The organism is Pseudomonas arsenicoxydans (assembly GCF_006438915.1).
GTDB lineage: Bacteria > Pseudomonadota > Gammaproteobacteria > Pseudomonadales > Pseudomonadaceae > Aquipseudomonas > Aquipseudomonas arsenicoxydans_A.
Genome location: NZ_RCZE01000010.1, coordinates 41,597 through 65,418 on the forward strand (window position 1 = coordinate 41,597; position 23,822 = coordinate 65,418).

23 protein-coding genes are annotated in these 23,822 nt (G+C 59.6%); 11 read left to right on the forward strand and 12 right to left on the reverse strand.

Annotation, left to right across the window (positions count from 1 at the left end; translation table 11 throughout):
* Genes EAH78_RS20535 through EAH78_RS20570 form a run of 8 tightly spaced genes read right to left on the reverse strand, consistent with a single transcriptional unit; the run spans nucleotide 1 to nucleotide 7,870 of the window.
* Complete coding sequence (locus EAH78_RS20535; protein ID WP_140669157.1) at nucleotides 1-1,482, reverse strand: aldehyde dehydrogenase family protein; 1,482 nt, start codon at nucleotides 1,480-1,482, stop codon at nucleotides 1-3.
* Complete coding sequence (locus EAH78_RS20540) at nucleotides 1,479-2,777, reverse strand: NAD(P)/FAD-dependent oxidoreductase (RefSeq protein ID WP_140669158.1); 1,299 nt, start codon at nucleotides 2,775-2,777, stop codon at nucleotides 1,479-1,481. The genes EAH78_RS20535 and EAH78_RS20540 overlap by 4 nt, the downstream gene beginning before the upstream one ends.
* Nucleotides 2,774-3,817: a 4-hydroxyproline epimerase gene (locus EAH78_RS20545; RefSeq protein ID WP_140669159.1), complete on the reverse strand. Its 1,044-nt coding sequence runs from the start codon at nucleotides 3,815-3,817 to the stop codon at nucleotides 2,774-2,776. Before EAH78_RS20545 ends, EAH78_RS20540 begins: the two co-directional genes overlap by 4 nt.
* A 58-nt stretch (nucleotides 3,818-3,875) precedes the next feature.
* On the reverse strand, nucleotides 3,876-4,757 hold the full coding sequence (locus EAH78_RS20550) for a dihydrodipicolinate synthase family protein (protein ID WP_140669160.1): 882 nt from the start codon (nucleotides 4,755-4,757) through the stop codon (nucleotides 3,876-3,878).
* Between the two features lie 37 nt (nucleotides 4,758-4,794).
* Nucleotides 4,795-5,460, reverse strand: coding sequence for an amino acid ABC transporter permease (locus EAH78_RS20555; protein ID WP_140669161.1), 666 nt, complete (start codon nucleotides 5,458-5,460; stop codon nucleotides 4,795-4,797).
* Between the two features lie 10 nt (nucleotides 5,461-5,470).
* Nucleotides 5,471-6,142: an amino acid ABC transporter permease gene (locus tag EAH78_RS20560; RefSeq protein WP_140669162.1), complete on the reverse strand. Its 672-nt coding sequence runs from the start codon at nucleotides 6,140-6,142 to the stop codon at nucleotides 5,471-5,473.
* An 11-nt stretch (nucleotides 6,143-6,153) separates the two neighbouring features.
* Entirely contained in the window at nucleotides 6,154-6,975 is an 822-nt protein-coding gene (locus EAH78_RS20565; RefSeq protein ID WP_140669163.1) for an amino acid ABC transporter ATP-binding protein, read from the reverse strand.
* 52 nt (nucleotides 6,976-7,027) lie between these two features.
* A complete protein-coding gene (locus EAH78_RS20570) occupies nucleotides 7,028-7,870 on the reverse strand; it encodes a transporter substrate-binding domain-containing protein (RefSeq protein WP_140669164.1) in 843 nt (280 codons plus the stop codon).
* Nucleotides 7,871-8,239: 369 nt separating this feature from the next.
* On the opposite strand from EAH78_RS20570, the gene ahr reads away from it, so the two are divergent.
* The 4 genes from ahr to ppk2 all read left to right on the forward strand — a co-directional run bounded on the left by ahr (nucleotide 8,240) and on the right by ppk2 (nucleotide 11,927).
* Complete coding sequence (gene ahr / locus EAH78_RS20575; protein WP_140669165.1) at nucleotides 8,240-9,271, forward strand: NADPH-dependent aldehyde reductase Ahr; 1,032 nt, start codon at nucleotides 8,240-8,242, stop codon at nucleotides 9,269-9,271.
* Nucleotides 9,272-9,580: 309 nt separating this feature from the next.
* Nucleotides 9,581-9,952 carry a DUF3302 domain-containing protein gene (locus EAH78_RS20585; RefSeq protein ID WP_140669166.1) on the forward strand — a complete coding sequence of 124 codons (372 nt, stop codon included), beginning with the start codon at nucleotides 9,581-9,583 and terminating at the stop codon, nucleotides 9,950-9,952.
* A 3-nt stretch (nucleotides 9,953-9,955) separates the two neighbouring features.
* Nucleotides 9,956-10,915, forward strand: coding sequence for an HlyD family secretion protein (locus EAH78_RS20590; protein WP_140669167.1), 960 nt, complete (start codon nucleotides 9,956-9,958; stop codon nucleotides 10,913-10,915).
* A gap of 193 nt (nucleotides 10,916-11,108) precedes the next feature.
* Nucleotides 11,109-11,927, forward strand: coding sequence for a polyphosphate kinase 2 (gene ppk2 / locus EAH78_RS20595; RefSeq protein ID WP_140669168.1), 819 nt, complete (start codon nucleotides 11,109-11,111; stop codon nucleotides 11,925-11,927).
* A gap of 23 nt (nucleotides 11,928-11,950) precedes the next feature.
* Here ppk2 and EAH78_RS20600 read toward each other — a convergent pair whose 3' ends face one another.
* Nucleotides 11,951-12,292, reverse strand: coding sequence for a potassium channel family protein (locus tag EAH78_RS20600; RefSeq protein ID WP_140669169.1), 342 nt, complete (start codon nucleotides 12,290-12,292; stop codon nucleotides 11,951-11,953).
* A 95-nt stretch (nucleotides 12,293-12,387) separates the two neighbouring features.
* On the opposite strand from EAH78_RS20600, the gene potE reads away from it, so the two are divergent.
* Nucleotides 12,388-13,728, forward strand: coding sequence for a putrescine-ornithine antiporter (gene potE, locus EAH78_RS20605; protein ID WP_140669170.1), 1,341 nt, complete (start codon nucleotides 12,388-12,390; stop codon nucleotides 13,726-13,728).
* A gap of 47 nt (nucleotides 13,729-13,775) precedes the next feature.
* Entirely contained in the window at nucleotides 13,776-14,681 is a 906-nt protein-coding gene (locus EAH78_RS20610; RefSeq protein ID WP_140669171.1) for an amino acid ABC transporter substrate-binding protein, read from the forward strand.
* 71 nt (nucleotides 14,682-14,752) lie between these two features.
* On the opposite strand, the gene EAH78_RS20615 is transcribed toward EAH78_RS20610, so the two are convergent.
* Nucleotides 14,753-14,950 carry a YbdD/YjiX family protein gene (locus tag EAH78_RS20615; RefSeq protein WP_007949127.1) on the reverse strand — a complete coding sequence of 66 codons (198 nt, stop codon included), beginning with the start codon at nucleotides 14,948-14,950 and terminating at the stop codon, nucleotides 14,753-14,755.
* 15 nt (nucleotides 14,951-14,965) lie between these two features.
* The gene (locus EAH78_RS20620) at nucleotides 14,966-17,023 is read right to left on the reverse strand and encodes a carbon starvation CstA family protein (RefSeq protein WP_140669172.1); all 2,058 of its coding nucleotides are present in this window, start codon (nucleotides 17,021-17,023) and stop codon (nucleotides 14,966-14,968) included.
* A gap of 395 nt (nucleotides 17,024-17,418) precedes the next feature.
* Here EAH78_RS20620 and EAH78_RS20625 point away from each other — a divergent pair, with 395 nt between their 5' ends.
* The 5 genes from EAH78_RS20625 to EAH78_RS20645 all read left to right on the forward strand — a co-directional run bounded on the left by EAH78_RS20625 (nucleotide 17,419) and on the right by EAH78_RS20645 (nucleotide 23,226).
* Entirely contained in the window at nucleotides 17,419-18,786 is a 1,368-nt protein-coding gene (locus EAH78_RS20625) for a cache domain-containing protein (RefSeq protein WP_140669173.1), read from the forward strand.
* Between the two features lie 32 nt (nucleotides 18,787-18,818).
* Nucleotides 18,819-19,451, forward strand: coding sequence for a response regulator (locus EAH78_RS20630; protein ID WP_140669174.1), 633 nt, complete (start codon nucleotides 18,819-18,821; stop codon nucleotides 19,449-19,451).
* An 80-nt stretch (nucleotides 19,452-19,531) separates the two neighbouring features.
* Entirely contained in the window at nucleotides 19,532-21,088 is a 1,557-nt protein-coding gene (locus EAH78_RS20635; protein ID WP_240051916.1) for an efflux transporter outer membrane subunit, read from the forward strand.
* The gene (locus EAH78_RS20640) at nucleotides 21,081-22,208 is read left to right on the forward strand and encodes an HlyD family secretion protein (protein WP_140669175.1); all 1,128 of its coding nucleotides are present in this window, start codon (nucleotides 21,081-21,083) and stop codon (nucleotides 22,206-22,208) included. The genes EAH78_RS20635 and EAH78_RS20640 overlap by 8 nt, the downstream gene beginning before the upstream one ends.
* On the forward strand, nucleotides 22,198-23,226 hold the full coding sequence (locus EAH78_RS20645; RefSeq protein WP_140669176.1) for a DUF2955 domain-containing protein: 1,029 nt from the start codon (nucleotides 22,198-22,200) through the stop codon (nucleotides 23,224-23,226). Before EAH78_RS20640 ends, EAH78_RS20645 begins: the two co-directional genes overlap by 11 nt.
* Here EAH78_RS20645 and EAH78_RS20650 read toward each other — a convergent pair.
* Nucleotides 23,211-23,663 (reverse strand): hypothetical protein, encoded by a 453-nt coding sequence (locus EAH78_RS20650; RefSeq protein ID WP_140669177.1) that lies wholly within the window; start codon nucleotides 23,661-23,663, stop codon nucleotides 23,211-23,213. The genes EAH78_RS20645 and EAH78_RS20650 overlap by 16 nt on opposite strands.
* Between the last annotated feature and the right edge of the window lie 159 nt (nucleotides 23,664-23,822).

Genomic DNA, 23,822 nt, shown 5'->3' on the forward strand with positions numbered 1-23,822 from the left:
TTACTTGATGTACCAACCCCAAGGCTGCTCGCTGTCGTAACGGGTGATCTGTTTGGTTTCCAGATAATTGTTCAAGCCCCACTCACCCAGTTCACGCCCGATACCGCTTTGCTTGTAGCCGCCCCAAGGGGCTTCGGTAAAGGTCGGTTGGGAGCAATTGACCCAGACGATGCCTGCTCGCAGTCGGCGAGCGACGCGTTCGGCACGCGCACTGTCCCGTGACATCACGGCAGCCGCGAGGCCGAAGCGCGAGTTGTTGGCGCTGCGCACTGCATCGGCTTCGTCATCGAAGGGGCGTACGCACACCACCGGGCCGAAGATTTCTTCTTTCCAGATCCAGCTGTCCTGCGGCACGTCGGCAAAAATCGCTGGCGTCAGGAAGTAGCCTTTCTCGCAATGGGCCGGACGAGTACCGCCGGTCAGTAATGTGGCGCCCTCCTCCCGGCCACGGGCAATGGCCGCCCGTACTTTGTCGTACTGACCACGATTGACCAGCGGGCCAAGCAGCACGCCTTCATCCATGCCGTTGCCGATGTTGACACGCTGGGTCTGTTCCACCAGGCGTTTGAGCAGTGGCTCGTACAAATCCCGCTGGACCAGCACCCTGGAAGTCGCTGAACACACCTGGCCCTGATTCCAGAAAATGCCGAACATGATCCATTCGACCGCGGCTTCGATATCGCTGTCGTCGAAGATGATGAACGGCGACTTGCCCCCCAGTTCCAGGCTGATGTTTTTGATGTCGCGGGCGGCGGCCTGCATGATCCGCGTTCCGGTAGGCACGCTGCCGGTAAAGGCCAGTTTGTCGATACCAGGATGCTCGCTCAGGGGTGCCCCGGCATCCGGGCCGAAGCCGGTGACCACGTTGAGAACACCAGCAGGCAAACCGGCCTGATGAGCGATGTCCGCCAGCTCCAGGGCGGTCAACGGTGTTAGCTCCGATGGCTTGAGCACCATGCAGCAACCGGCGGCCAGTGCCGGTGCGACTTTCCAGGCGGCCATCAGCATCGGAAAATTCCAGGGAATGATCGCCCCTGCGACGCCCACCGGCTCTTTACGCGCAATCGAGGTGAAGCGCTCGTCGGCGAGTGCAATATTCTGCTCACGATGAGCGTCCAGGCTGTCGGCCAGATCAGCATAAAAGTCAAAGCAGCCTGCGGTATCGGCAATGTCCCACTGGGCTTCGGGCAAGGGTTTGCCGTTGTCGCGCACCTCAAGTTCTGCCAGTTGGTCTTGGCGTTCGCGGATGCCGTTGGCGATGGCCCGCAGAATCGTCGCGCGCTCGGCCCCGGTCATTTGCGGCCAGGGACCCTCATCAAATGCCCGGCGTGCGGCACTGACGGCCAGATCGATATCTTCTGCGGTAGCTGCTGCAACCTGGGTGATGACCGACTCATCGCTCGGGTCAATGGTGTCAAACGTGGCGCCATTCCTGGGGTGAACCCACTGGCCATCGATATACAGCTGGTCAAAGGATTTCATGCATGGCCTCCAACAAGGGCAAAGCGCTGGGCGCTGAAAGGGGTGAGGTCCTGGGCGGGTTTTCGTCCCACAACCAGGTCAGTGATGAGTCGTCCGGTGGTTGCACCCAACGTCAGGCCGAGCTGGCCGTGGCCGAACGCCAGGAACACGTTCGACAGCCGGGTGCTGCGATCGATGACCGGTTTGGTGTCGGGTAGAAACGGGCGATAGCCGACGCCGTATTCGACCTTATCCAGTTGCAGTCGGGGAAGAATCTTTCGTGCTTTCTCGAGGATGATGTCTGCACGCTTGAAATTCGGCTCGGCGTTGGGGCCAGCGAATTCGATGGTGCCGCCAATCTGCAGACCACGGGACATCGGGCTGAAGCAGAACCCGCCATCGGCATAAATCACCGAATGGCGAATCTCCACGCCAGGGGTGGGCAGCAACACCTGATAGCCGGCGATGCCGGCCAGTGGAACCTGCGCGCCGATCTGCTCAAAAAACTGTCGCGAGCCGGTGCCGGCGGCGATCACCACCTGATCAGCCGCGTGGCGTTGGCCATCTGCGAGGGTGACGCCACTGGCACGGTCGGCCACTTCATCGATGCGCTTGACCTGGCCACGCACGCGAACGCCGCCCTGATCGAGAAAACTTTGCGTCAATGCGGCAATAAAGCCTTTGGTATCGCGGACCGCGCGCCAATCTGCAAACAGCAGGCCATGGTTGAACTTGCCGGCTAACGACGGTTCGAGATCCGAGATGGCCTTCGCGTCCAACACTTCGGATTTGAAACCCAGAGCCTGGCGCAACGCCAGATGCTCACGCTCGTGTTCAAGGCCTGCCGGTGTATCGAACACCTCGATGATCGGGCGCTGTCCCATCAGGGTCTTGTCCGGGCAAGCCGCCAGCAAAGGCGCATAGTCCTCGTAGACCTGGTGCGTCAGGGTTGCCATGTCTTCGGCGATTTCGACAATTTTCGAATGCCGGGCACAGGCCAAAAACCGCAGGAACCACGGCAGGATACCGGGCAAGGCGCCGGGCCTGAGCGCCAGCGGTCCCTTCTGGTCGAGCAGCCAGCCGGGGATTTTTTTCAGGATGCCGGGCTTGGACAGCGGAATCACCTCGCTGACCGCCATTTGCCCGCAGCTCCATTTGGCGGTGCTGTCGCCCGCGGCGGCCGGGTCGATCAGGGTCACGGCATAGCCTTCACGTTGCAGGTAAAGGGCACAACAGACGCCGACGATACCACCGCCGACCACCACAGCCTTCTCTCCGGGAAAGGGTCTTTGTGCAACGGGCTGTGCAGGTGTCATAGGGAAGTCTCTTGAGCAGAGGCTGGAGCGGCATAATCTTCCAGACTGAAGCCGTCCCACCAGGGTTGGGTATCGTCGACAATGAACTCGGCACGCCCGGTGATCCATGCCCTTCCTTCAATACTGGGGCGAACCGCGGCAGTTCCGTCTTCCAGTTTCAGGGCCTGGGCCACGCGGCCGACGAAAAAACTGCCGATCAGGCTTTCGTGGCGATAGGCGCCCTCCTTCGCCAACCAGCCACGTGCAAAGCGCTGAGCGACCCGGGCCGAACTGCCGGTGCCGCAAGGCGAACGATCGATCAGGCTCGCACCGGCAATCACCACGGCCCGCCCCTGGGATTGTGCGGACAATGGCGCACCGGTCCACATGCAATGCTTGACGCCCCTGATGGCGGGGTTTTCAGGGTGGACCACGTCAACAGTTCGGTTGACCAGATCCTGCATCTCCCTGCCCCACTCCAGCAGTTGCTGCGGGCTGAAATGTTCGCAGCCCGGGAAATTGGGTTGCACCTCGACAATCGGGTAGAAGTTGCCGCCATAGGCGATGTCGACCTTCAGCACCCCCAGGGGCGGGAAGTCGATTACCAGATCACGGTGCAGCAAGAACGAGGGAACGTTGGTGAAACGCACCGAGCTGACTTTGTCGCCATCGCGTACATAGGTCGCGTGGATCTGCCCCGCCGGAACATCCACCACCACGGTGCCCGGGACTTTCGGTTCGATCAAACCGGCCTCCAGGGCAAAGGTAATCGAACCCAGCGTGGCATGACCACACATGGGCAAACAGCCGGAAGTCTCGATGAATAACAGGCTGAAGTCGCTGTCAGCGCGCATCGGCGGGTAGAAAATCGTACCCGACATGTGCGAATGACCGCGCGGTTCAAGCATCAGGCTACGGCGAATCCAGTCGAAATCGGCCATGAAGTGTTCGCGCCGCTCGCTCATGGTTCTGCCTTTGAGGGCTGGAGCTCCGGCGATCACCATGCGTACGGGCATGCCTTCGGTATGTCCTTCGATACTGTTGAATACGTGTCGGGTCATCTCATTCACTCCATCGTGCCGCATCGGCCGGGCGTTGCGACCGATGCGGCCACTGCCATTAACCCAGCGCCACTTCGAAAGCCTTGCGGAAACTGGCCTTCTCGTCGTTGGTCAGCGGTTGCAGCGGCATGCGCGCGGCGCCGGCGTCAAAACCTGCCAGTTCACAGCCGAACTTGACCTTCTGGATGAACTTGCCGGATTCCATGTCTGCCAGTACCGGGAACAGTGAGCGGACGATGGCTTGGGCACCGTTCAGGTCGCCACTGGTGTACTTGCTGTAAAAATCACAGACCTGCTGCGTCAGGCAGTTGGCCGGGCCGCAGATCCAGCTGCTGGCGCCCCACAGGAAGAAGTCCAGTGCCTGGTCATCGGAACCACACGACAGTTGATAGTTGTCCTTGTAGGTGTTGCCGATCTCGATTGCACGCAGCAGGTTGCCGCTGCTTTCCTTGATCGCGATCACGCGCTTGTTGTCCTTGAAAGCGTCCAGTACGGCAAAACCGACTTCGACATTGGTCCTTACCGGATAGTTGTACAGCACCAGATTGATGTCCGGCGCGGCGTCGAGAATGGCCTGGTAGTGACCGATCAGCTCGTCCTGCGACGGCAGTGCGTAATAAGGCGGCGCGATCAACAGGTTGGTGTAGCCGGCATCGCAGGTCTGTTTAACCTGCTCGATCACCTCACGGGTGCAGGAGCCGTTGGCACCGGCGATCAACACCCCGCGGTCCCCCACCACCTCGCGCACGGTGGCCAGAACCTGCCGCCGCTCTTGATTGGTCAGTGCGTAGTACTCACCGGTGGAACCCAGCGGCACGAAGCCCGCGACTCCCGCCTTGAGTTGAAACTCGATGATATTGCTCAGCATGTCGTAATTGACGTTGCCGGCCTTGTCGAACGGTGTGACCAGAGCAGGCAGGATACCTTTGAGTTGAGTCATTGCAGACACTCCACGGATTTGAGTACGAGGGTTGGGGTTAGTACGCATAACGACGCAGCATCCGCGTCTCGACCACGCCAACCAGCCGGGTCAACGGGAACGCCACGAGGAAATAGATGACCGCCACCGCCGAGAGAAACTCGACTGGCCGGGCCGTGCTGTTAGAGATGTTCTGGCCAACGAACATCAAGTCGGCGATGCCCACCGAGGAAATCAGCGCGCTTTCCTTGAACAGCGAAACCACGTTGGAAAGCAGCGGAGGAATGCCTCGGAGCAAGGCTTGGGGGAACACCACGAAAACTGTTTTATTCCACGAGGCCAGCCCCAGTGCGACGCAGGCATCATGCTGTTCGCCGGGTATCGACTTGAGTGCACCACGGAAGGTCTCGCTGGTGATCGCGGTCATGTACAGGGTCAGTGCCAGCAACACCGACACGTAGGGCGCGATGTCGATCCCGAACACCACCGGGAAACAGAAAAACACCCAGAACAGCTGGATCAGCAGTGGCGTACCGCGGAACAACTCCACATACAGGCCGGCCGGGACGCTCAACCAGCGACTGCGAGAAGCCCGCAACAGGCTCAGCAGAAAACCGCACAGGCTGCCCATGATCGCGCACCCCACGGTGAACACCAGGGTCAGCGCGAGGCCTTGCAACAGGGCCTGCCAGTAAGAAAACACCACGGTGAAATCAAGATTCATGACGACCTCCTCAGCGCGCGAGCGCGGTGTCCTGACGGCGTTCCAGCCATTGCACGAACTGAGCGATGGGCAACGACAGCGCGAAGTAGATGAGCGCGATCAGCGAATAGGTTTCCAGCGGACGGTAGGCTTCGGTGGCGATGCTTTTGCCGACGTACATCAGGTCGCCCACGGCGACGATCGCCACCAGCGCACTTTGCTGAAGGATCGAGATGCCATTGGTCATCAACACCGGGATGGCCGTGCGCAACGCCTGGGGGAGAATCACGTAGAGCGTGCGCTGCCATGGGCGCAGCCCCAGAGCGACGCTGGCATCGAGGTGTTCATGGGGCACCGCTTGCACGCCGGCCCGATAGGCTTCGGCATTGAACGCGGTGAGGTTCAGCCCCAAGGCAAGTACGCCCATGGTGATGGGGTCGATGAACACGTTGAACAGCATCGGCACGCAGTAGAAAAACCAGACGATCTGCAACAGCACCGGTGTGCAACGGAAGAACTCGATGAACAACTGTGCCGGCCAGCGCAGGAAAAACCAGCGACTCAAGGTCAGCAGACACAGACCGAACCCGAGCACCAGGCCAACGATGTTCGACACCAGCGCCAGTTGCAGGGTGACTTTGAGTCCGTCCCACAACAGGCCGAAATTGCCCTGGAGAAAGTTGAAATCGAATTGATAGTTCATGATCGCTCTCCTCAATCCAGGTGCAGCACTTTTTCCAGGAACTCGCGGGTGCGCGGTTCCCTGGGCTGAGTGAATAACTGGTCGGGATGGCCTTGCTCGACCACTTTGCCGTTGGCGCAAAACACCACGCGGGTAGCGATATGGCGGGCGAAGTGCATGTCGTGTGTGACGATGATCATCGCCATCTTCTGTTCGGCCAGCTGCAGCATGACGTTTTGCACCTCGATGACCATTTCAGGGTCAAGCGCGGAGGTGACTTCATCGAACAACATCAGCTTGGGCTCCAACATCAGCGCCCGGGCTATCGCCACGCGCTGCTTCTGGCCGCCGGACAATTGGCTGGGGTAGACGTTGAGCTTGCTTTCCAGGCCGAGCCGCGCCAGCAACGCACGCGCTTTCTCGGTTGCCTGCGTCCGGGACAGACCGTGCACCTTCATCGGCGCCAGAATCAGATTGCCCTGCACCGACAGGTGCGGAAACAAGGTGTAGTGCTGGAACACCATGCCCACCTGAGTTTGCAGCGTGCAGTCCATCGGCTTGCCTTTGCCCCGGGCATTGCCGTCGATGTAAGGCTTGCCCTGAAAGCGAATGGTCCCGCCTTGAATGCTTTCAAGCCCCATCATCACTCGCAGCAAAGAGCTTTTGCCGCTGCCACTTGGGCCAATGATCACCAGGCGATCGTCGGCCCGCATATCCAGGTCCAGGTGATCCATGACCACCAGGTTTTCACCGTAGGACTTGTACACATCGCGCAGCTGGATGAACTCGCTGCTCTTCGTTTCGCAGGCGTGCAGAGGCCGTGACGGCACCGCCGCCAGATTGGAAGCTTTCATCGAACGTTCTCCGGGAGCGTGCAGCCAGCTGCGCGCTCACCATCGGCGGGATTTACTGAGGGGTTTTGTCGGCGTTGGCCAGTTGCGAGGCCTTGTCGACCAAGGCGTCGATTTCACCGGTCTCGCGGCGCTGGGCGAGGTAGATATTCAGCGTCTGCAGATCGGCTGCGCTTACGTCCCGGCGTACCCCAAACGCAACACCCTGTTTGGCCAGTGCCGGTTTTGGCAGTATTTCCTTGGTCCAGCCAGGGTTGGCCACGGCGAACAGATGGTTGGTGTCGCTGGCATCGACCAGCACGTCGGCACGCTTGGACATCACGGCCATCCGCACTTCGTCCATACCCGGCAGGCGCATGATTTTGCCCTGCTTGATGACGCCCGAAATGGCCTTGTCCTGAGCGGTACCGGACATGACGGCGAAGGTCACATCAGGTTTGTCGAAATCGCCAATGGTGTTACCAGCATTGGCCAGCTTCGGGTTGTCCTTGTTGATCAGCAGCGAAACCTGATAGTCCGTGGCCGGCACGGAAAAACTGACCGCTAGTGCGCGCTCAGGCGTCTGATTGAGCGCCATGGCCATGTCCCACTTGCCACCTTGCAACCCCGCAACGAGGTTGTCCCAGTTGGTGTCGACGAACTCGACTTTGACCTTCAGCACCCGCTCGCCAAAGTCACGGCACAGTTCGACAAAGTAGCCGCTGTATTCGCCGGAACGCGCGTCGCGCATGACGTAAGGCGCAGCAACGGCGGCCCCGCAGCGCAGGACACCGGCTTTTTGTATGTCTTTCCACAATGAAACATCAGCCGCCTGGGCTGGGACTTGGGTGAGCAACGCGCCGATAGCGGATGCACAAACGAACATGTTGCGGATGGTGCGAGGAAGGAACCGAGCCATTTTTGACCTCTCCGATATTTCGTTCTTGTTGGCAGGAAGGTACAAATCTACATCGATGTGCGCTGGCATGTGTGCAGCGCTGTATGCAGATTAGAATCGAACGAACTGAGCTGTCAACACGAGACGGTAAAAATTATCGGGAAGGTGCCAACGCAGCCCGTCATGGCCGTTGGCGCAAAGGCCGTAACACGGTTGCTACAAGGCTTGGAGAAAGTCTCAAGGGAGTGGGCCAAGGAACTCGGTGAGGAATCCACGTCAGGGTAATTCTGATACCTCATTCATCAGCCTCCGCGACAACGCCAAGCGCCCCGCTACACTTCCTGTCCTGCGCCGCACCTCCCTAGCGGCGTCCTGATCTGGAGGTACCCCATGAGCGACAGCACCGAACTCACGACATTCACCGGTTGGGCCGCAACGAAGGCCGGCGCGCAGCTCGAGCGCCATAGCTATGACCCCGGCCCATTGGGCGGCGAGGAAGTGGAAGTCGCCGTGGAGTATTGCGGCGTCTGCCATTCCGACCAATCGATGATTGATAACGAATGGGGCATCAGCCAATACCCGTTTATCCCCGGCCACGAGGTGGTCGGCAGCATTGTGCGCATAGGCCCGCAGGTCCGCGGTCTCAAAATCGGACAACGGGTCGGCATCGGCTGGTTCAAGGGCAGTTGCATGCATTGCTCTTCGTGTATCGAAGGCTCCCATCAGCTCTGCAACACCGCCAAGCCCACGATCATCGGCAGCAACGGAGGCTTCGCCGACCGCCTGCGTTCACACTGGGCCTGGGCGCTGCCGATTCCGGACGGACTTGACCCGTCCATGGCCGGCCCCTTGTTCTGTGCCGGTTCGACGGTGTTCAACCCGTTGGTGGAGTTCGGCGTCAAGCCGACTGACCGGGTCGGCGTGGTGGGCATCGGTGGCCTGGGTCACCTGGCACTGCGGTTCCTGAATGCCTGGGGCTGCGAAGTCACGGCTTTTACATCGTCACTGAACAAGCAGGATGAAGCCAAGCGCCTCGGCGCTCACAACGTCATCGCTTCAACTGACAGCAACGCCCTGAACGCCATTGCCGGGACGCTGGATTTTCTGCTGGTCAGCGCCAGTGCCGACCTCGACTGGGCGGCTATGCTCGGCACGTTGCGCGGCAAGGGGCGTCTGCATTTTGTCGGCATCGTGCCCAGCGCTATTCCGGTCCACGTGTTCGATCTGATTCCCAGACAAAAGAGCCTGTCCGGTTCGCCAGTGGGTTCGCCGAGCAATACCGCAACCATGCTCGAGTTCTGCGCCCGTCATCAAATCTTGCCGCAGGTCGAGCTGTTTCCCATGAGCAAGGTCAACGAAGCCATCGATCACTTGCGCAGTGGCAAGGCGCGCTATCGCGTCGTGCTGGATGCGAGCAAATGACCGGCTGCTAATGGGCAAAGCGGATTGCCTTGATATTCACTTCGGGCTTGAGATTTCTCGCGATTTACAAAGACCTGCAAATGCCAGCATTTCTCTCCACCCGGCAAGGGTAAAACTGAAGCTGGCATAAAACGACCTAGAACACCGCAGCAATCAAGGGGATCCTCTCGCTCGCTCTCCCGCAGGCCAGGCCTGCGCAGGCTGACAATCTAGTGGCCGGTACAGTTCTGGTAATCAGGACTGCCCGCACTCAAAAAAACCGTGACTACACTGACCCAAGTACATCGCTTGTGCCATGAGGGGGCGACCATGCTGGATTACTTCGCGCTAGGCCTGTTGTTCTTTGTCGGATTGGTCCTGTTCTACGGAATCATCGCGCTACACGACATTCCCTATGAAATTGCCGTACACCGCAATCACCCGCACCAGGATGCGATCCATGCCACCGGTTGGGTGAGTTTGTTTACCCTGCATGCGCTTTGGCCATTTCTGTGGATCTGGGCGATGGCGTACCGGGAAGACCGGGGCTGGGGCTTTGGTGATGGCAAGTCACCACAATTGCATGTTGCTCATCTGGAACAACAGGTTGCCGATCTGCAAAGTCGCGTTGAGCGGCTGGAAACGGCTACAGGCACTGCGCGGGGCAATCCAGCGCCGGACACTCGCGGTGAGGGAATCTAAGCCATGGATCTTCTGCTTGTTTTGACCTATGCCGCCATCTGCACCGCCATCTTCAAGATTTTCCGCATACCGCTGAACAAATGGACGGTGCCGACGGCAGTCCTCGGTGGGATCCTGATCGTGGGCGCAATGATCTTCACGATGAACTACAACCACCCGTACTCAGAAGTCGCGCGCACTTACTTCGTCTCCGTGCCGATTATTCCGGTGGTCAGTGGCCAGGTAATCGACGTGCCGGTCAAGGGTAATGAGCCTCTGGAAAAAGGCGATGTGCTGTTTCGCATCGACCCGGCTCCGTTCGAGTACAAGATCCAATCCATCAAGGCCCAATTGGTCTCGGCAAAAGCTGATCGAGCCCGAATCACTGAGTTGATCAAGCGCAACTTTGGCACCCAGCGTGAACTGGACGTGGTCATTGCTCGCTCTGACGATTTGCAGGCACAACTGGACAATGCTCAGTATGAACTGGACAACACCACCGTTCGCGCTCCGAGCAAAGGCTTCGTAACCCATGTTTCCTTGCGTCCGGGCATGATGGCCACCAAGTTACCCTTGCGTCCTTCCATGGTGTTCATCCCGGATGAGGGGCATTACTTTGCCGCGTGGATGCGTCAAAACAGCCTGTTGCGCTTGTCGGTCGGCGATGACGCGGAAGTGGCCTTCGATGGCATTCCCGGCAGGGTGTTCCAGGGGCGGGTCAAGACCGTCGTTAACGTTATCGCAGAAGGACAAGTTCAGCCCTCCGGAACATTGATCGGCTTCGCTGGCTCAGCGCCGGCTGGCCGGGTCCCGGTCATTATCGAGATAACCGATCCGGACTATGCCCAATACAGTAGCCAGATGCCGGGCGGCGCGTATGGGCAGGCGGCACTCTACAGTCAGCACTTCCGCCATATCGCCATGATGCGCAAAATCCTGCTGCGTATGGCTGCCTGGATGAACTACCTCTTTCCATTCCATTAATAAATGACAGGCGCCCCTTTTAACAGGGGGGCGCCTGCCCTACCTGTGTGTCCCCGGATCGACTCATTGTTTGGAGGATGACCTGCGTCATCTGGCCTTTGGGGATTTGAACTACCCTTTATTCGCAAGCCGTACCGGGAATTCGCAACCGGTACACACCCTATTCAAGACCAGCAGAGGTTGAAGTCTTGCGATGAAAAAAAACAATCGTGAAATAGCTGATTCTGCGGATAAAAAAGCCACCTCTCTTAGCCGCAAAGACTATGAAAAACAGCTCAAGACCCTGCACGTCGAACTGGTCAAATTGCAGCAGTGGGTGGTCGCCACCGGGGCCAAGGTCGTGATTGTTTTCGAAGGCCGCGACGGTGCCGGCAAGGGCGGCACGATCAAGGCGTTAACCGAGCGCGTCAGCCCGCGAGTGTTTCGCGTGGTGGCCCTGCCGGCACCGTCCGAGCGAGAAAAAAGCCAGATGTACCTGCAACGCTATATGCCGCACTTTCCGGCGGCCGGTGAGGTCGTGATCTTTGATCGCAGCTGGTACAACCGCGCGGGCGTCGAGCGGGTCATGGGGTTCTGCGACGAGAAGCAGGTGAAAGGCTTTTTAGCGGTAGCGCCGATGTTCGAACGTCTGATGGTCAATTCCGGTGTACTGCTGTTCAAGTACTGGCTGGAAGTCAGCCCTGAAGAACAGACCCGGCGGCTCAAGGAACGCATCACCGACGGACGCAAGATCTGGAAACTGTCGCCGATGGACATCAAGTCCTACAACCGCTGGGACGACTACACACGCGCCCGTGATGATATGTTCGAAGCCACTGACACCGAATGGGCGCCTTGGCATGTCGCCCGTTCCGAAGACAAGAAATCCGTACGGTTGAACCTACTGACCCACTTGCTGGAAAACATCCCCTATAAAAAGGTCAAGCAAGAAAAAGTCAGCCTGCCGAAACGCAAAATCGGCGCCTACAAGGCAGCCAATTACCCGTTCAAGTACATCGCTGAACCCTACTGAGGGTTCAGCATGATGCGACGGCCTTATTCTTCGGAGTTGGCCGCTCGCACGGTCTCTTCGATGGCGCGGATACTGACGGCGGCGAATATGGCCGTCATCAGAACGCCATTGAAACCCAGCAAGACGGCAAGGACGCGTGAGAGGGGCGTTTTCGGTACCAGGTCGCCGTAGCCGATGGTCAACCCGGTTACGAACCCGAAGTAGATACCGTCAAACGGTCCCCACCCTTCCAGGTACGCGATGATCAGACCGAACAGCACGATCGTAAACAGCAGAATTGAGAAAATCGGCCAGACAACACGAACGTAGAACCACACGGTTTTGTAAAACTCCCGACGGATGTACTTTGCATGAGATTGGGTCATGTCATGGACTTCCTGAGATTGAGCTTGGCGACATCTGATTGCGTGGTGCGGTAACACCTGACAGCTTGGCACAAGTGCGGAGAAAGGAGTTTTCGATGGCCGACTCAAGCAAAAAAATGAGCCTCGTGGGGCTCACTACCCTGGTGATGGTCAACATGATGGGGTCAGGCATCATCATGTTGCCGACGAGCATGGCCCAGCTCGGGGCCATTTCATTGCTGTCCTGGATCGTCACGGCGGTCGGCTCCATGGCCATTGCCTACTGCTTTTCCCAGTGCGGTATTTATTGTCAGCGCTCGGGCGGGTTGTCCGCCTACACCGAAGAGGCGCATGGCAAGTCAGGGTTCTTTCTCTGTTCGTATCTGTACTTCCTGTCGCTGGCCATTGCCAACGTCGCGGTCGCCATTTCCGCCGTGGGGTACATGACCTCGTTCCTGCCCTGGCTGGGCACTGGCGCGATCCCACTGTTCATCGGCACGGTCGGCCTGCTGTGGCTGACCACCGTGGCCAACTTCGGTGGCCCCGGCATCACTGGCAGGATCGGTGCGATTACCGTCTGGGGTGTGATCATCCCGGTGGCGGGCCTGAGCATCATCGGCTGGTTCTGGTTCAAGACTGACATGCTGGTTTCCGCCTGGAACCCGAATAACCTCTCCAACGCCGAGGCGATCAGCAAGGCGATTCCGCTGACCCTCTGGGCCTTTCTGGGCATGGAGTCCGCGGCGCAAGCCAGCGATGCGGTGGAAGATCCCAAACGCACGGTGCCGCTGGCCTGTCTGTTCGGCACGCTGGGTGCTGCCGTGGTCTACGTACTGTCGACGACCGTCATCCAGGGCATCATCCCCAACGCCGAACTGGCCAACGCTTCGGCGCCCTTCGCGCTGGTCTATGCGCAGATGTTCAACCCCATGGTGGGGAACATCATCATGGCGCTGGCGGTGATGGCGTGTATCGGCTCGCTGCTGGGCTGGCAGTTCACCTTGGCGCAAACGGCGAAGATGACTGCAGACCAAGGGATGTTTCCGAAGTTGTTCAGCAAGGTCAACGCGCGCAATGCCCCTCTGTTGGGCATGCTCGTGTGTGGGGTGATCCAGACGCTGATGGCCCTGTCGACCATTTCACCGAATGCCAGCGCGCAGTTTGGAAAGCTGATCAATCTGGCCGCCGTGACCAATCTGATCCCTTACGTGACGGCGCTGACCGGGCTGATGGTCATGATGTACAAGGCGTCGGTTTCGCCAGCCGTTTACCTGCGCAATACCCCTGTCTTGCTGATAGCGCTCGCCTATTCGTTCTACGCCCTGCATTCCTGCGGCAAAGACGCCGTGTTCGGCGGCGCCCTTGTCCTGGTCTTCGGCTACCCGCTTTATGGCTGGCTCGCCAAACGCTTTGCAACGGTGTCTGCAACCGATCCAGCCAGAAGCGACAACGCTTAGGCCTGGAATTCGGACGGTTGTGACATCTGCACACGGGGGATAAGGACATGAACGTACAACGAAGCAAAACCGCCGCACTGAGCTTTGCCTGCCTGCTGATGCTGGTGCCGTCACTGGCCGGTGCCAATACGCTCGAACGGGTGCGTTTGAGCAATACGCTGAACCTCGGCTACCTGCCGGATTTCGCTCCCTTCAGCGTAAGAGTAGGCGAAAAGGTCCAGGGTTATGCCATCGGTCTTTGCGACAAAATCGCCGACAAGGTCAAGGCCGAACTGGGTTTGCCCGAGCTACAGGTGAGTTACCAGCCTGTCACCGCCGCCGATGAAATCAGCGCAGTCAGCTCGGGCAAGATCGACCTCCTCTGCACACCAACGCCACCCACGCTGCAACGACGCAAGTCAGTGAGCTACTCGGTGCCCATTTACACCGCAGGTCTCTCGGCGGTCGTGTACCAGGATGCGCCGGCGACGCTGCTGGACGTGCTCAACGGCAAAGTCGCCCACACCGGCCCCACCTGGCGTGCCACCGTCAACCGTGGTCTGTCCAACCAGACTTATGTCACCACGGCGGGAGGCGTGAGCGAGGCGTGGATTCGTCAGCAGATGCGCTTGCTGGGCGTGGTCGCCACACTCATCACGGTCGACACTACCGCCGACGGACTCGAGTTGGTCGCCAATGGCAAAGCCGATGCCATGTTCAGCGAACGGATGCTGCTCAGAAACCTCCTCGACAGCCGTTACCCGACCGGCAACCTGGTCCTGCTGGAGCGTATTTTCGAGTACGCCCCAACCGCCATGGCGGTACCGCGTGATGATGAAGATTTCCGCTTGCTGGTCGACACCACGCTGAGTGAAATGTACCGCTCCGGCGAGATTGAACAGGCGTACGACAAGTACCTGGACGGCGCCAGCGACACGGCCAGAAAACTATTCAAGGTCTACGCGCTGCCTTAGCGCCGGTGACAACCAAAAAAACAGGAGCACGGTAAGCCGGGCTCCTGTTTTTTATACCTGCGCCTAAAGCATCAACAGCACTTCGGCCCAGCCTTGCTGCCGTATCGAGCTTCCTGGCGTTCGCGGAAAAACACCTCGTAGCTCATCACCGGTTTGTCCGGGTGCTTGTTCTGCATGTGCTCGACGTAGGTGTCGTAGTCCGGCATGCCCACCATCAGGCGCGCGGCTTGACCGAGGTATTTACCCAGACGACTCAGGTCATTGAACATCAATCCCCTCCTCCATCAAGCCTGCGGAATGGCCTGATAGGGCGCTTCTTTATCCGTACGCTCCTTGGTGCTCCAAGCGGCGATGCCGACCTTCAGGGCAAAGAACAGAATGCTGAAGACCACGAACAGGAACAGCGCTGTCAGTGTCGCGTTGGTGTAGGCGTTGAAGATCACGTGCTGCATCTGGTCAATGCTCTTGGCCGGGGCCAGCACCTGACCGTTGGCCAGCGCGTCGCTGTACTTCTTGGCCAGGGCGAGGAAGCCGATGGCCGGGTTGGCGTCGAACAGCTTGATAAAGCCAGCGGTAACGGTGCAGATCAGCAGCCAGACTGCCGGCAGCATGGTGACCCAGATGTAGCGTTGGCGCTTCATTTTGATCAGCACAACGGTTGCCAACATCAGTGCAATACCGGCCAGCATCTGGTTGGAGATACCGAACAGCGGCCACAAGGTGTTGATCCCGCCCAATGGGTCAATCACGCCTTGGTACAGCAAGTAACCCCACATCGCCACGCAACCTGCGGTGGCAATCAGATTGGCGGGCCAGGAATCGGTGCGTTTAAGCGCCGGGACGAAGGAACCTAGCAAGTCTTGCAGCATGAAGCGACCGGCGCGCGTACCGGCATCAACCGCGGTCAGAATGAACAGCGCTTCAAACAGAATCGCGAAGTGGTACCAGAACGCCATGGTGTTTTCACCCGGCAGGACGTGGTGCAGGATTTGCGCGATACCGACCGCCAAGGTCGGCGCGCCGCCGGCACGGGCCAGGATCGTGGTTTCACCGATGTCCTTGGCCACTGCTTGCAACGCATCAGGGGTAATGGCAAAGCCCCAGCTGCTGACGGTTTGAGCGACGGAAACCACATCCGCGCCGACCAACGCCGCCGGGCTGTTCATCGCGAAGTACACACCCGGCTCGATCACCGAAGCGGCAACCATGGCCATGATGGCAACGAAGGATTCCATCAGCATGCCACCGTAACCGATGTAACGGGCATGACCTTCACTGGCCAACAGTTTCGGCGTGGTGCCGGAAGCGATCAGCGCATGGAAACCCGAGACCGCGCCACAAGCGATGGTGATGAACAGGAACGGGAACAAGCCACCTTTCCACACCGGGCCAGTGCCATCGATGAACTGGGTCAGAGCCGGCATTTTCAGGTCGGGCATGGTCACCAGAATGCCGATCGCCAAGGCCACGATGGTGCCGATCTTGAGGAAGGTCGACAGGTAGTCACGGGGGGCAAGGATCAGCCACACCGGCAATACAGCGGCGACAAAACCGTAACCGATCAACATCCAGGTGATCTGGATACCCGTGAACGTAAAGGCCTTGGCCCACACTGGATCAGCCGCAATCTGCCCACCGAGCCAGATCGAACCGAGCAACAACGCCACGCCGACCACGGAGATTTCGCCAATGCGGCCCGGACGGATGTAGCGCATGTAAATGCCCATGAACATCGCAATCGGGATGGTCGCCATCACCGTGAAAATGCCCCACGGGCTTTCGGCCAGCGCTTTCACCACGATCAGCGCCAGCACCGCGAGGATGATGATCATGATCAGGAAGCAGCCAAACAACGCAATGGTGCCGGGGATGCGGCCCATTTCTTCACGGACCATGTCGCCCAGCGAACGACCGTTGCGGCGCGTGGACATGAACAGGACCATGAAGTCCTGAACGGCACCGGCCAGCACCACGCCGGCGATCAGCCACAGCGTGCCAGGCAGGTAGCCCATTTGCGCCGCCAGTACCGGACCGACCAGCGGACCCGCGCCGGCAATCGCCGCGAAGTGGTGACCGAACAGCACGTGTTTATTGGTCGGCACGTAGTCCAGGCCATCGTTATTGATGACCGCGGGCGTGGCACGATTGGGATCGAGTTGCATCACTTTGGTAGCGATGAACAGGCTGTAGTAGCGATAGGCAACGAGGTAGATAGCGACAGCTGCGACGACGATCCAGAGGGCGTTGATCGCTTCGCCGCGGCGCAGGGCCACGACACTTAGCGCAAACGCTCCCAGAACAGCCACGGCAAACCAGGCGAGGTGTTTAGCCAGACGGGGCATAGCGTGTCTCCTGCCGACAGCCAGTGACTGCGGCGGTAATTTTTATAATTGTGTCCGCGGTGCGGAGCTGGCCCAATATCCCCGCATGCCGTCTATAAATAAATCCGCGTTACTACGTACGCGACGCCTACGTAGTTCTACGTAGACGGGACCGGTCTACCTGCTCAAACGCAAAACCGTGTGGGAGCGGGCTTGCTCGCGAAAGCGGTGTGTCAGTCAACATCAATGCCAACTGACGGATCGCTTTCGCGAGCAAGCCCGCTCCCACAGGGGATTTGCATCAGTTGACGGATATCCCGGCCGGTAGTCATTCCGTCCAGCAGCGCTACTGGAATTGCATCCCTTTGGCCTATGATGCCGGCCTTCGCCCTTCTTCGGTCCGGTCAGGAGCCAAGATGCAGCTCAAACACAAAATAGTCGCGCTCGGGATTCTGCCGCTGGTATTGGCCATCGCCGTGATCTGTGGGCTGGTGATTTCGCTTAATCGCCAACTCGGCGACCAACAGGCTCAACTGATCGAAGACAGCATCCTGGCCAGCAAGCGTGCCGAGCTGAAAAACTACGTCGAAATGGCGCAAAGCCTGATTGCGCCGCTGTACGACGACGGCCACGGTGACGCGCACGCCCAGCAGCAAGTGCTGGAAGAACTGCGCAAACTCAGCTTCGGCATCAACGGCTACTTCTTCGTCTATGACCGCGAAGGTCGCAGCCTGATGCACGCACGCCAGACCGAACTGGTGGGCAAGTATCTGTGGGACATGAAAGACCCGCACGGTTTGCCAGTGATTCAGGCATTGCTCAAAAGTGCGCAATCGGGCGAAGGCTTTCAGCGTTACGCGTGGAACAAACCCTCCTCCGGCCAAGTCACCGACAAACTCGCCTACGTGGTGATGCTGGACCGTTGGGGCTGGATGCTCGGTACCGGCATTTACCTGGAGGACGTCGAACGCGCCACGCAGCAGGCCCGTGACGAAGTGGCTCAGGGCATCCGTAAGACCATGCTGGCGATTGCCGTCGTGGCGCTCGTGGCCGTGCTGTTTGTGTTCGCCAGCGGCATGACACTGAACGTCAGCGAACATCGCCTGGCGGATAAAAAATTGCAGCGCCTGACGCAGCGTATCGTCAGCCTGCAGGAAGAGGAGCGCTCACGGGTCTCCCGTGAGCTGCACGACGGCATCAGCCAACTGCTGGTGTCGATCAAGTTTCGCTTCGAACTGGCCAGCCACTTGCTGGAAAATGAACAAGGCCATGACAAGGGCCTGAGCACGCTGAAGGACGCTACCGAACGACTGGGCGAAGCCATTGGAGAAGTCCGCAGCCTCTCCCACGACCTGCGTTCTTCCTTGCTCGACACCTTGGGCTTGCCGGCCGCCATCGGCCAACTGGCCGCCGAATTCGAACAACGCAGCGGCCTCAAAGTGACGTATGACGACAACGAATTCGATTGTCACCTGGTCGACGGTGCAGCCGTCGCGCTGTTCCGGATCGTGCAAGAAGGCCTGACCAATATCGAACGCCACGCCCAGGCAAAAAACGTTTCCATTACCCTGCACGGCGCTGAAGAATCGGTGCGCCTGAGCGTGGTGGATGACGGGATCGGTTTCAATGTCGCCCAGGTCGAGCGTCGCCAGGCGGGCATCGGCCTGCGTAACATCCGTGAACGGGTCGAGCATTTTGGCGGATGTTTTGAGCTGACCTCGATGCCCGGCAGAAGCGAACTGGACGTACAGCTGCCAATGAAAGTATCCGCAACGCAACGCTGACTCACCCCTTACAACAAGAGTGAACACCCGCGATGAACCTGCCCTACCCGATCCGCGTCGCCCTGGTCGACGATCATTCCCTGGTCCGTGACGGGATCAAAGCGCTGCTGGCAGTCATGGCGCCCCTGGAAGTGGTGGGCGAAGCCGAAAGCGGCGCGCAGGCGATCGAGATGGTCGGGCGCTGTCAGCCGGACCTGTTGCTGGTCGACATCAGCTTGCGCGACATGAACGGCCTTGAACTGACGCGCGTATTGCGCAGCCAGTACCCGGCGCTGAAAGTGCTGGTATTGAGCATGTACGACAATAATGAATACGTGAGCGAGTCCGTGCGTGCCGGCGCCAGCGGCTATGTGCTGAAGAATTCGCCATCGCGGGAAATCATTGCGGCCATCGAAGCCATTGCCAGCGGCGGCACCTTCTACAGCGCCGAAATTGCCCAGCGCCTGATCGCCGATAAAAGCACCGACAACGAGCTGACTCCGCGCGAAAGCCAGGTGCTGTACAAAATGGCTCAAGGCCTGAACAACAAGGAAATGGCCCGCGAACTGGACATCAGCGTGCGCACAGTCGAAACCCATCGTTTGAGCATTCGCCGCAAACTCAACATTGACAAACCGGCGGCACTGGTCAAATACGCGATCGATCACGGGATTATTTCACGCTAGGAAAAAATCCAGCGCCGCCCACTCGACAGTTCATACAGGCGTCTATGCTCCAGTGATCTTTCTTGGCTGGACACGGAACAATGCCTCCAAGTCGATCCCCGCTGATGCAACCGGCCTGCCTCACCCTGCTGGGTACGCTGGCCCTGAGCGGCTGCATCCGGCTGGGCCCTGATTTCCAGCCGCCGGGTGAGGAATGGATCAAGCATTGGGACACCCCGGCCCTTGAGCAATCCAGCCAGCGCGGGGCGAATCCGGATCTGCGCCAGTGGTGGCAAGTCTTCAACGACCCGATGCTCGATCAACTGATCGCACAAGCGGATGCGCACAATTCCAGCCTTAAAATCGCCGGTTTGCACGTCATGGAGTCCCGCGCCCAATTGGGCATTGCGCAAAGCACGCTGTACCCGCAACTGCAGCAAGTGAGCGCTGACAGTCTGTACGTCAAGCGGCACCAATACGGTGGTAACAATCCCCAGGACAATAATTTCTGGCAACACAGTGCCGGGTTTGACATCGGCTGGGAGCTCGACTTCTGGGGACGTTTCGCCCGCGCCATCGAATCCGCCGATGCCCTTTATTTTGCGGCCCAGGCCAACTACGAAGACGTGCTGGTCTTGCTGCGCGCCCAAGTGGCAGACACCTATTATTTGTTGCGCACCACCGAAGCCCGTCTGCGCGTGGCCCGAGAAAACGCCAAGCAGCAAAAGCGCAATTTCGAGATCACCGAGAAACTGTTCAAGAGCGGCCAGGATGCCGAGCTCGATCTGCAACAGGCCAAAACCCAATACTTGGGCACGCTGGCCACTATTCCCAACCTCCAGGCCCAATTGCAACAGACTCGTAACGCCTTGGCCGTGCTGATCGGGCAACCGCCGGGCGGGCTGCCGCAGGTGGTCGAGAATGACAGCCTGGTGCCGCTGGTCGATCGCGCCGTGCTGCAAGATGTGCCCGCCAGCTTGCTGTTGCGTCGGCCTGACGTCCGCGCTGCCGAGCTCAACGTCGCCGCTCAAGGGGCGCTGATCGGCGTGGCCGAAAGTGATTTCTATCCGTCGCTGACGTTGCTCGGCAGTATTGTCTGGTCGACGGACACGCTCCACGGCACGTCCAGCAGCCTGGACCTGGTGGGTGGCCCGAGTCTGCGCTGGAATGTGTTCGATTACGGGAATATCACCAACAACGTGCGCGTACAGGACGCGCGGTTGCAGGAGTTGATCGAAGCCTACCGCGACAAGGTTCGCCAGGCCGCACGCGAGGCAGACGATGCGGCCAACGGCCTGATCCAGTCGCTGGAAAGCGAGCGAATCCTGCGTGAAGCCGGCGGCGCCGCCACGCGTTCGCTGACGCTGGCCAGTGTGCAATTTCGCGAAGGTTATTCCGACTTCCAGAGGGTGCTCGACGCGCAACGTGCGCTGCTCGAACAACAGGACAATTACCTGGTCGCCCGCGGCAATGCGGTCAGCAATGTGATCGCCCTGTACAAGGCTTTGGGCGGAGGTTGGTACTCCGCGCTGCCGCGGGTCGACCCGGCCACCCGCCATCTGATGGAACAACGCACGGACTGGGGCAACATGCTGGACGAACCCGACGCCGACCTGCCCGCTTTCCCGCTACCTGCCAAGGAAAACAGCCATGAGTGACGCCCCGCAGCCCTCCCCCAACGCCGCCGAGTCCGTGCCGGCCGATCCGGCAAAAAAAGGCATCAAATGGGTGTTGGTGCTGATCATCCTGAGCCTGGCCTGGTACCTGTTGGCCGACCGTTTCACGCCGTATACGCAACAGGCACGGGTGGGTGCATTGGTTATTCCGGTGGCGTCGGAGGTCGCGGGGCGAGTGATCCGGGTAAACGTTCACAACAATCAGATCGTCAAGGCCGGCGACGTGGTTTTCGAGGTCGATCCGGCGCCCTACAAGATTGCCGTCGACCGCGCCCGCGCCGACCTTGAGACAACCCGACGGCAGTTGGGCGCCAGCACCGCGGGGATTGCCTCGGCGCAAGCAGCCTTGCGTGCAGCCCAAGCCAACGAAACCAAGGCCCGCCAGGAGAATCAGCGCCTGGAAGGGTTATATCGTGAAGACCCGGGAACCATTTCCGTGCGCGTTCTCGATGCGTCACGCACCAACCGCGAAGCCGCGATTAGTCAAACGGCTGCCGCACGCGCCGAGGTAGAACGCGCAAAAGAAACCGAAGGTGGCGGTGAAGACGTCAACGCGAAGCTGCGTAGCGCCGCCACGGCGCTGGAAAAAGCCGAACTGGACCTGTCCAACACGCAAACACGGGCACGCTCGGCGGGTTTGATCACCGACCTGCGCACCGACGTCGGGCAATTCGCCGCCGCTGGCAGTCCGGTCATGACCCTGATCACCCTTCAGGACATCTGGATCACGGCCGACATGACCGAGAACAACCTCGGCCTGGTGCGGCCCGACACGCCGGTGTCCATCGTCCTCGATGCAGTACCGGGTGAAGTCTTCGAGGGCCGCGTGCGCAGTGTCGGTTATGGCATCAGCGTCGGCCAGCCAACGCCGCCCGGCACCCTGCCTGGCATACAAAACAGCCGGGACTGGCTGCGACCGGCCCAACGCTTCCCGGTGATCATCGAGTTTTCCGAGCAGTCCATGAACGCACTGCTGGGCAGCGGGAACATTCGTGCCGGTGGGCAGGCTGAAGTCATGGCATTCCCTTCACCAAGTAATTGGCTCAACCCGCTTGGTCACGCATTTTTAGGCGTGATGAGCTGGCTGTCCTATGCCTACTAAACGCACGCCACGGGCCCAGCGTGCGTTGCGGTTGGCCAGCGGCGCGGCGCTGTGCCTGGCCATCAGTTTCGGCCTGGCGCTGCCGATTCCGTTTCTTGCCCCCGTGTTGTGCCTGTTGCTCCTGGCCTCGGTCAACCGCCCGTTGCCGTTCAAGGCAGCGATCGCGCTCGCCCTGGTAGCGATGCTCACCACCGGGATCGGCCTGCTATTAATCCCGATCCTGCGTTACTACCCGGTGACCGGCGTGCTGTTGGTCACGGTCAGCCTGTTCCTGGTGTTTCGCTGGGGGCTCAGTGGCGGCAACAACCTGATCGTGACCTTGCTGGTGATGGGCCTGACCATGATCTCCTCGGCGGGCGTCGCCGAATTCGACCTGGCGGCGATGGTCATCGGCGCGCTGGTCAAAGGTCTTTTACTGGCGGTGATGGTGATTGCGCTCAGTCACTGGATATTCCCCGAACCGCACAATGCGCCCTCGCCGCCCGCCGCCCCACCGCCGGAGGGTGTCGAAGCCAGTCGGATTGCGCTGCGTGCAACCTTGATCGTCTTGCCGACATTCCTGCTGGCGATGATCGACCCGGCGGCCTACCTGCCGATCATCCTGAAAGCGGTGGGCCTGGGTCAGCAATGCTCCACGACCAGCGCGCGCAATGCCGGCCGCGAGCTGCTTGGCGCGACCTTGCTCGGCGGTTTGCTGGCCATCCTGTTCTGGTGCGCACTTAGCCTGTTTGTACACCTGTGGATGTTCTTCCTGTGGATGCTGCTGTTCGGCCTGATTCTGGCGCGCAAGCTATACGCTCTGAGCCCGAGCCGCTATGGCCCGGGGTTGTGGCTCAACACCTTTATCACCCTGATCATCCTGCTGGGCCAGTCCGTACAGGACAGTGCCCTGGGCAAAGACGTCTACACCGCTTTCGCCGTGCGCATGGGGCTGTTCATCGCCGTCACGCTGTACGCCTGCGTGATGGTTCGATTGCTTGATCGGCCCACGCAGGCACCGGCTCAGGGATTGACCTGATAACCCTTGCCTTGCAGGCAACTGGTATAGGAAGCCTGGCTGTTGGCAGAGCTGGTTTTTTGATCCGCTCGGCGTTCCTGCCGCTGGCGCGATCCGCCCACCACGGCACCGGCCGCCGCCGCCCCTTTAGCTTGATTCTGCCGATACTCCTGCTGCACGTTGCTATTGGCATTCTCGTAAACTTCGCGCTGATTACCACGCGCACCGGCGGCGGCAGCCCCCGCGGCGGCACCCACCGCTGCCCCCTTCACTCTTCCCCCGGAAGGAGAAGTGGTGGTTGAAGCCGCCTGACTGGCAGCAATACTCTGGCATTCATTGATATCCAGCTGGGTCTGTTGCGAAGTCTGGCCTTTGGTTGGCACCACGGTTTGCGCCCAGCCCTGGGAAGCTGAAACCGATAATGCAAGACACAGACCGATGGAAGATAACGTGTGCATGATGACCTCCTGCGCAGTACCGAGCGGACCATTGACCACTGATCCCGCACTTGAATGAGCATCTAGAAGTGTAGATCAGCTCTCAACCGTCTCAGGGCCGTTATGTCGATTGCGGCCCCTGAAGATGAAAGTTTTCGATCGTTTTGGCCCGATGACCTA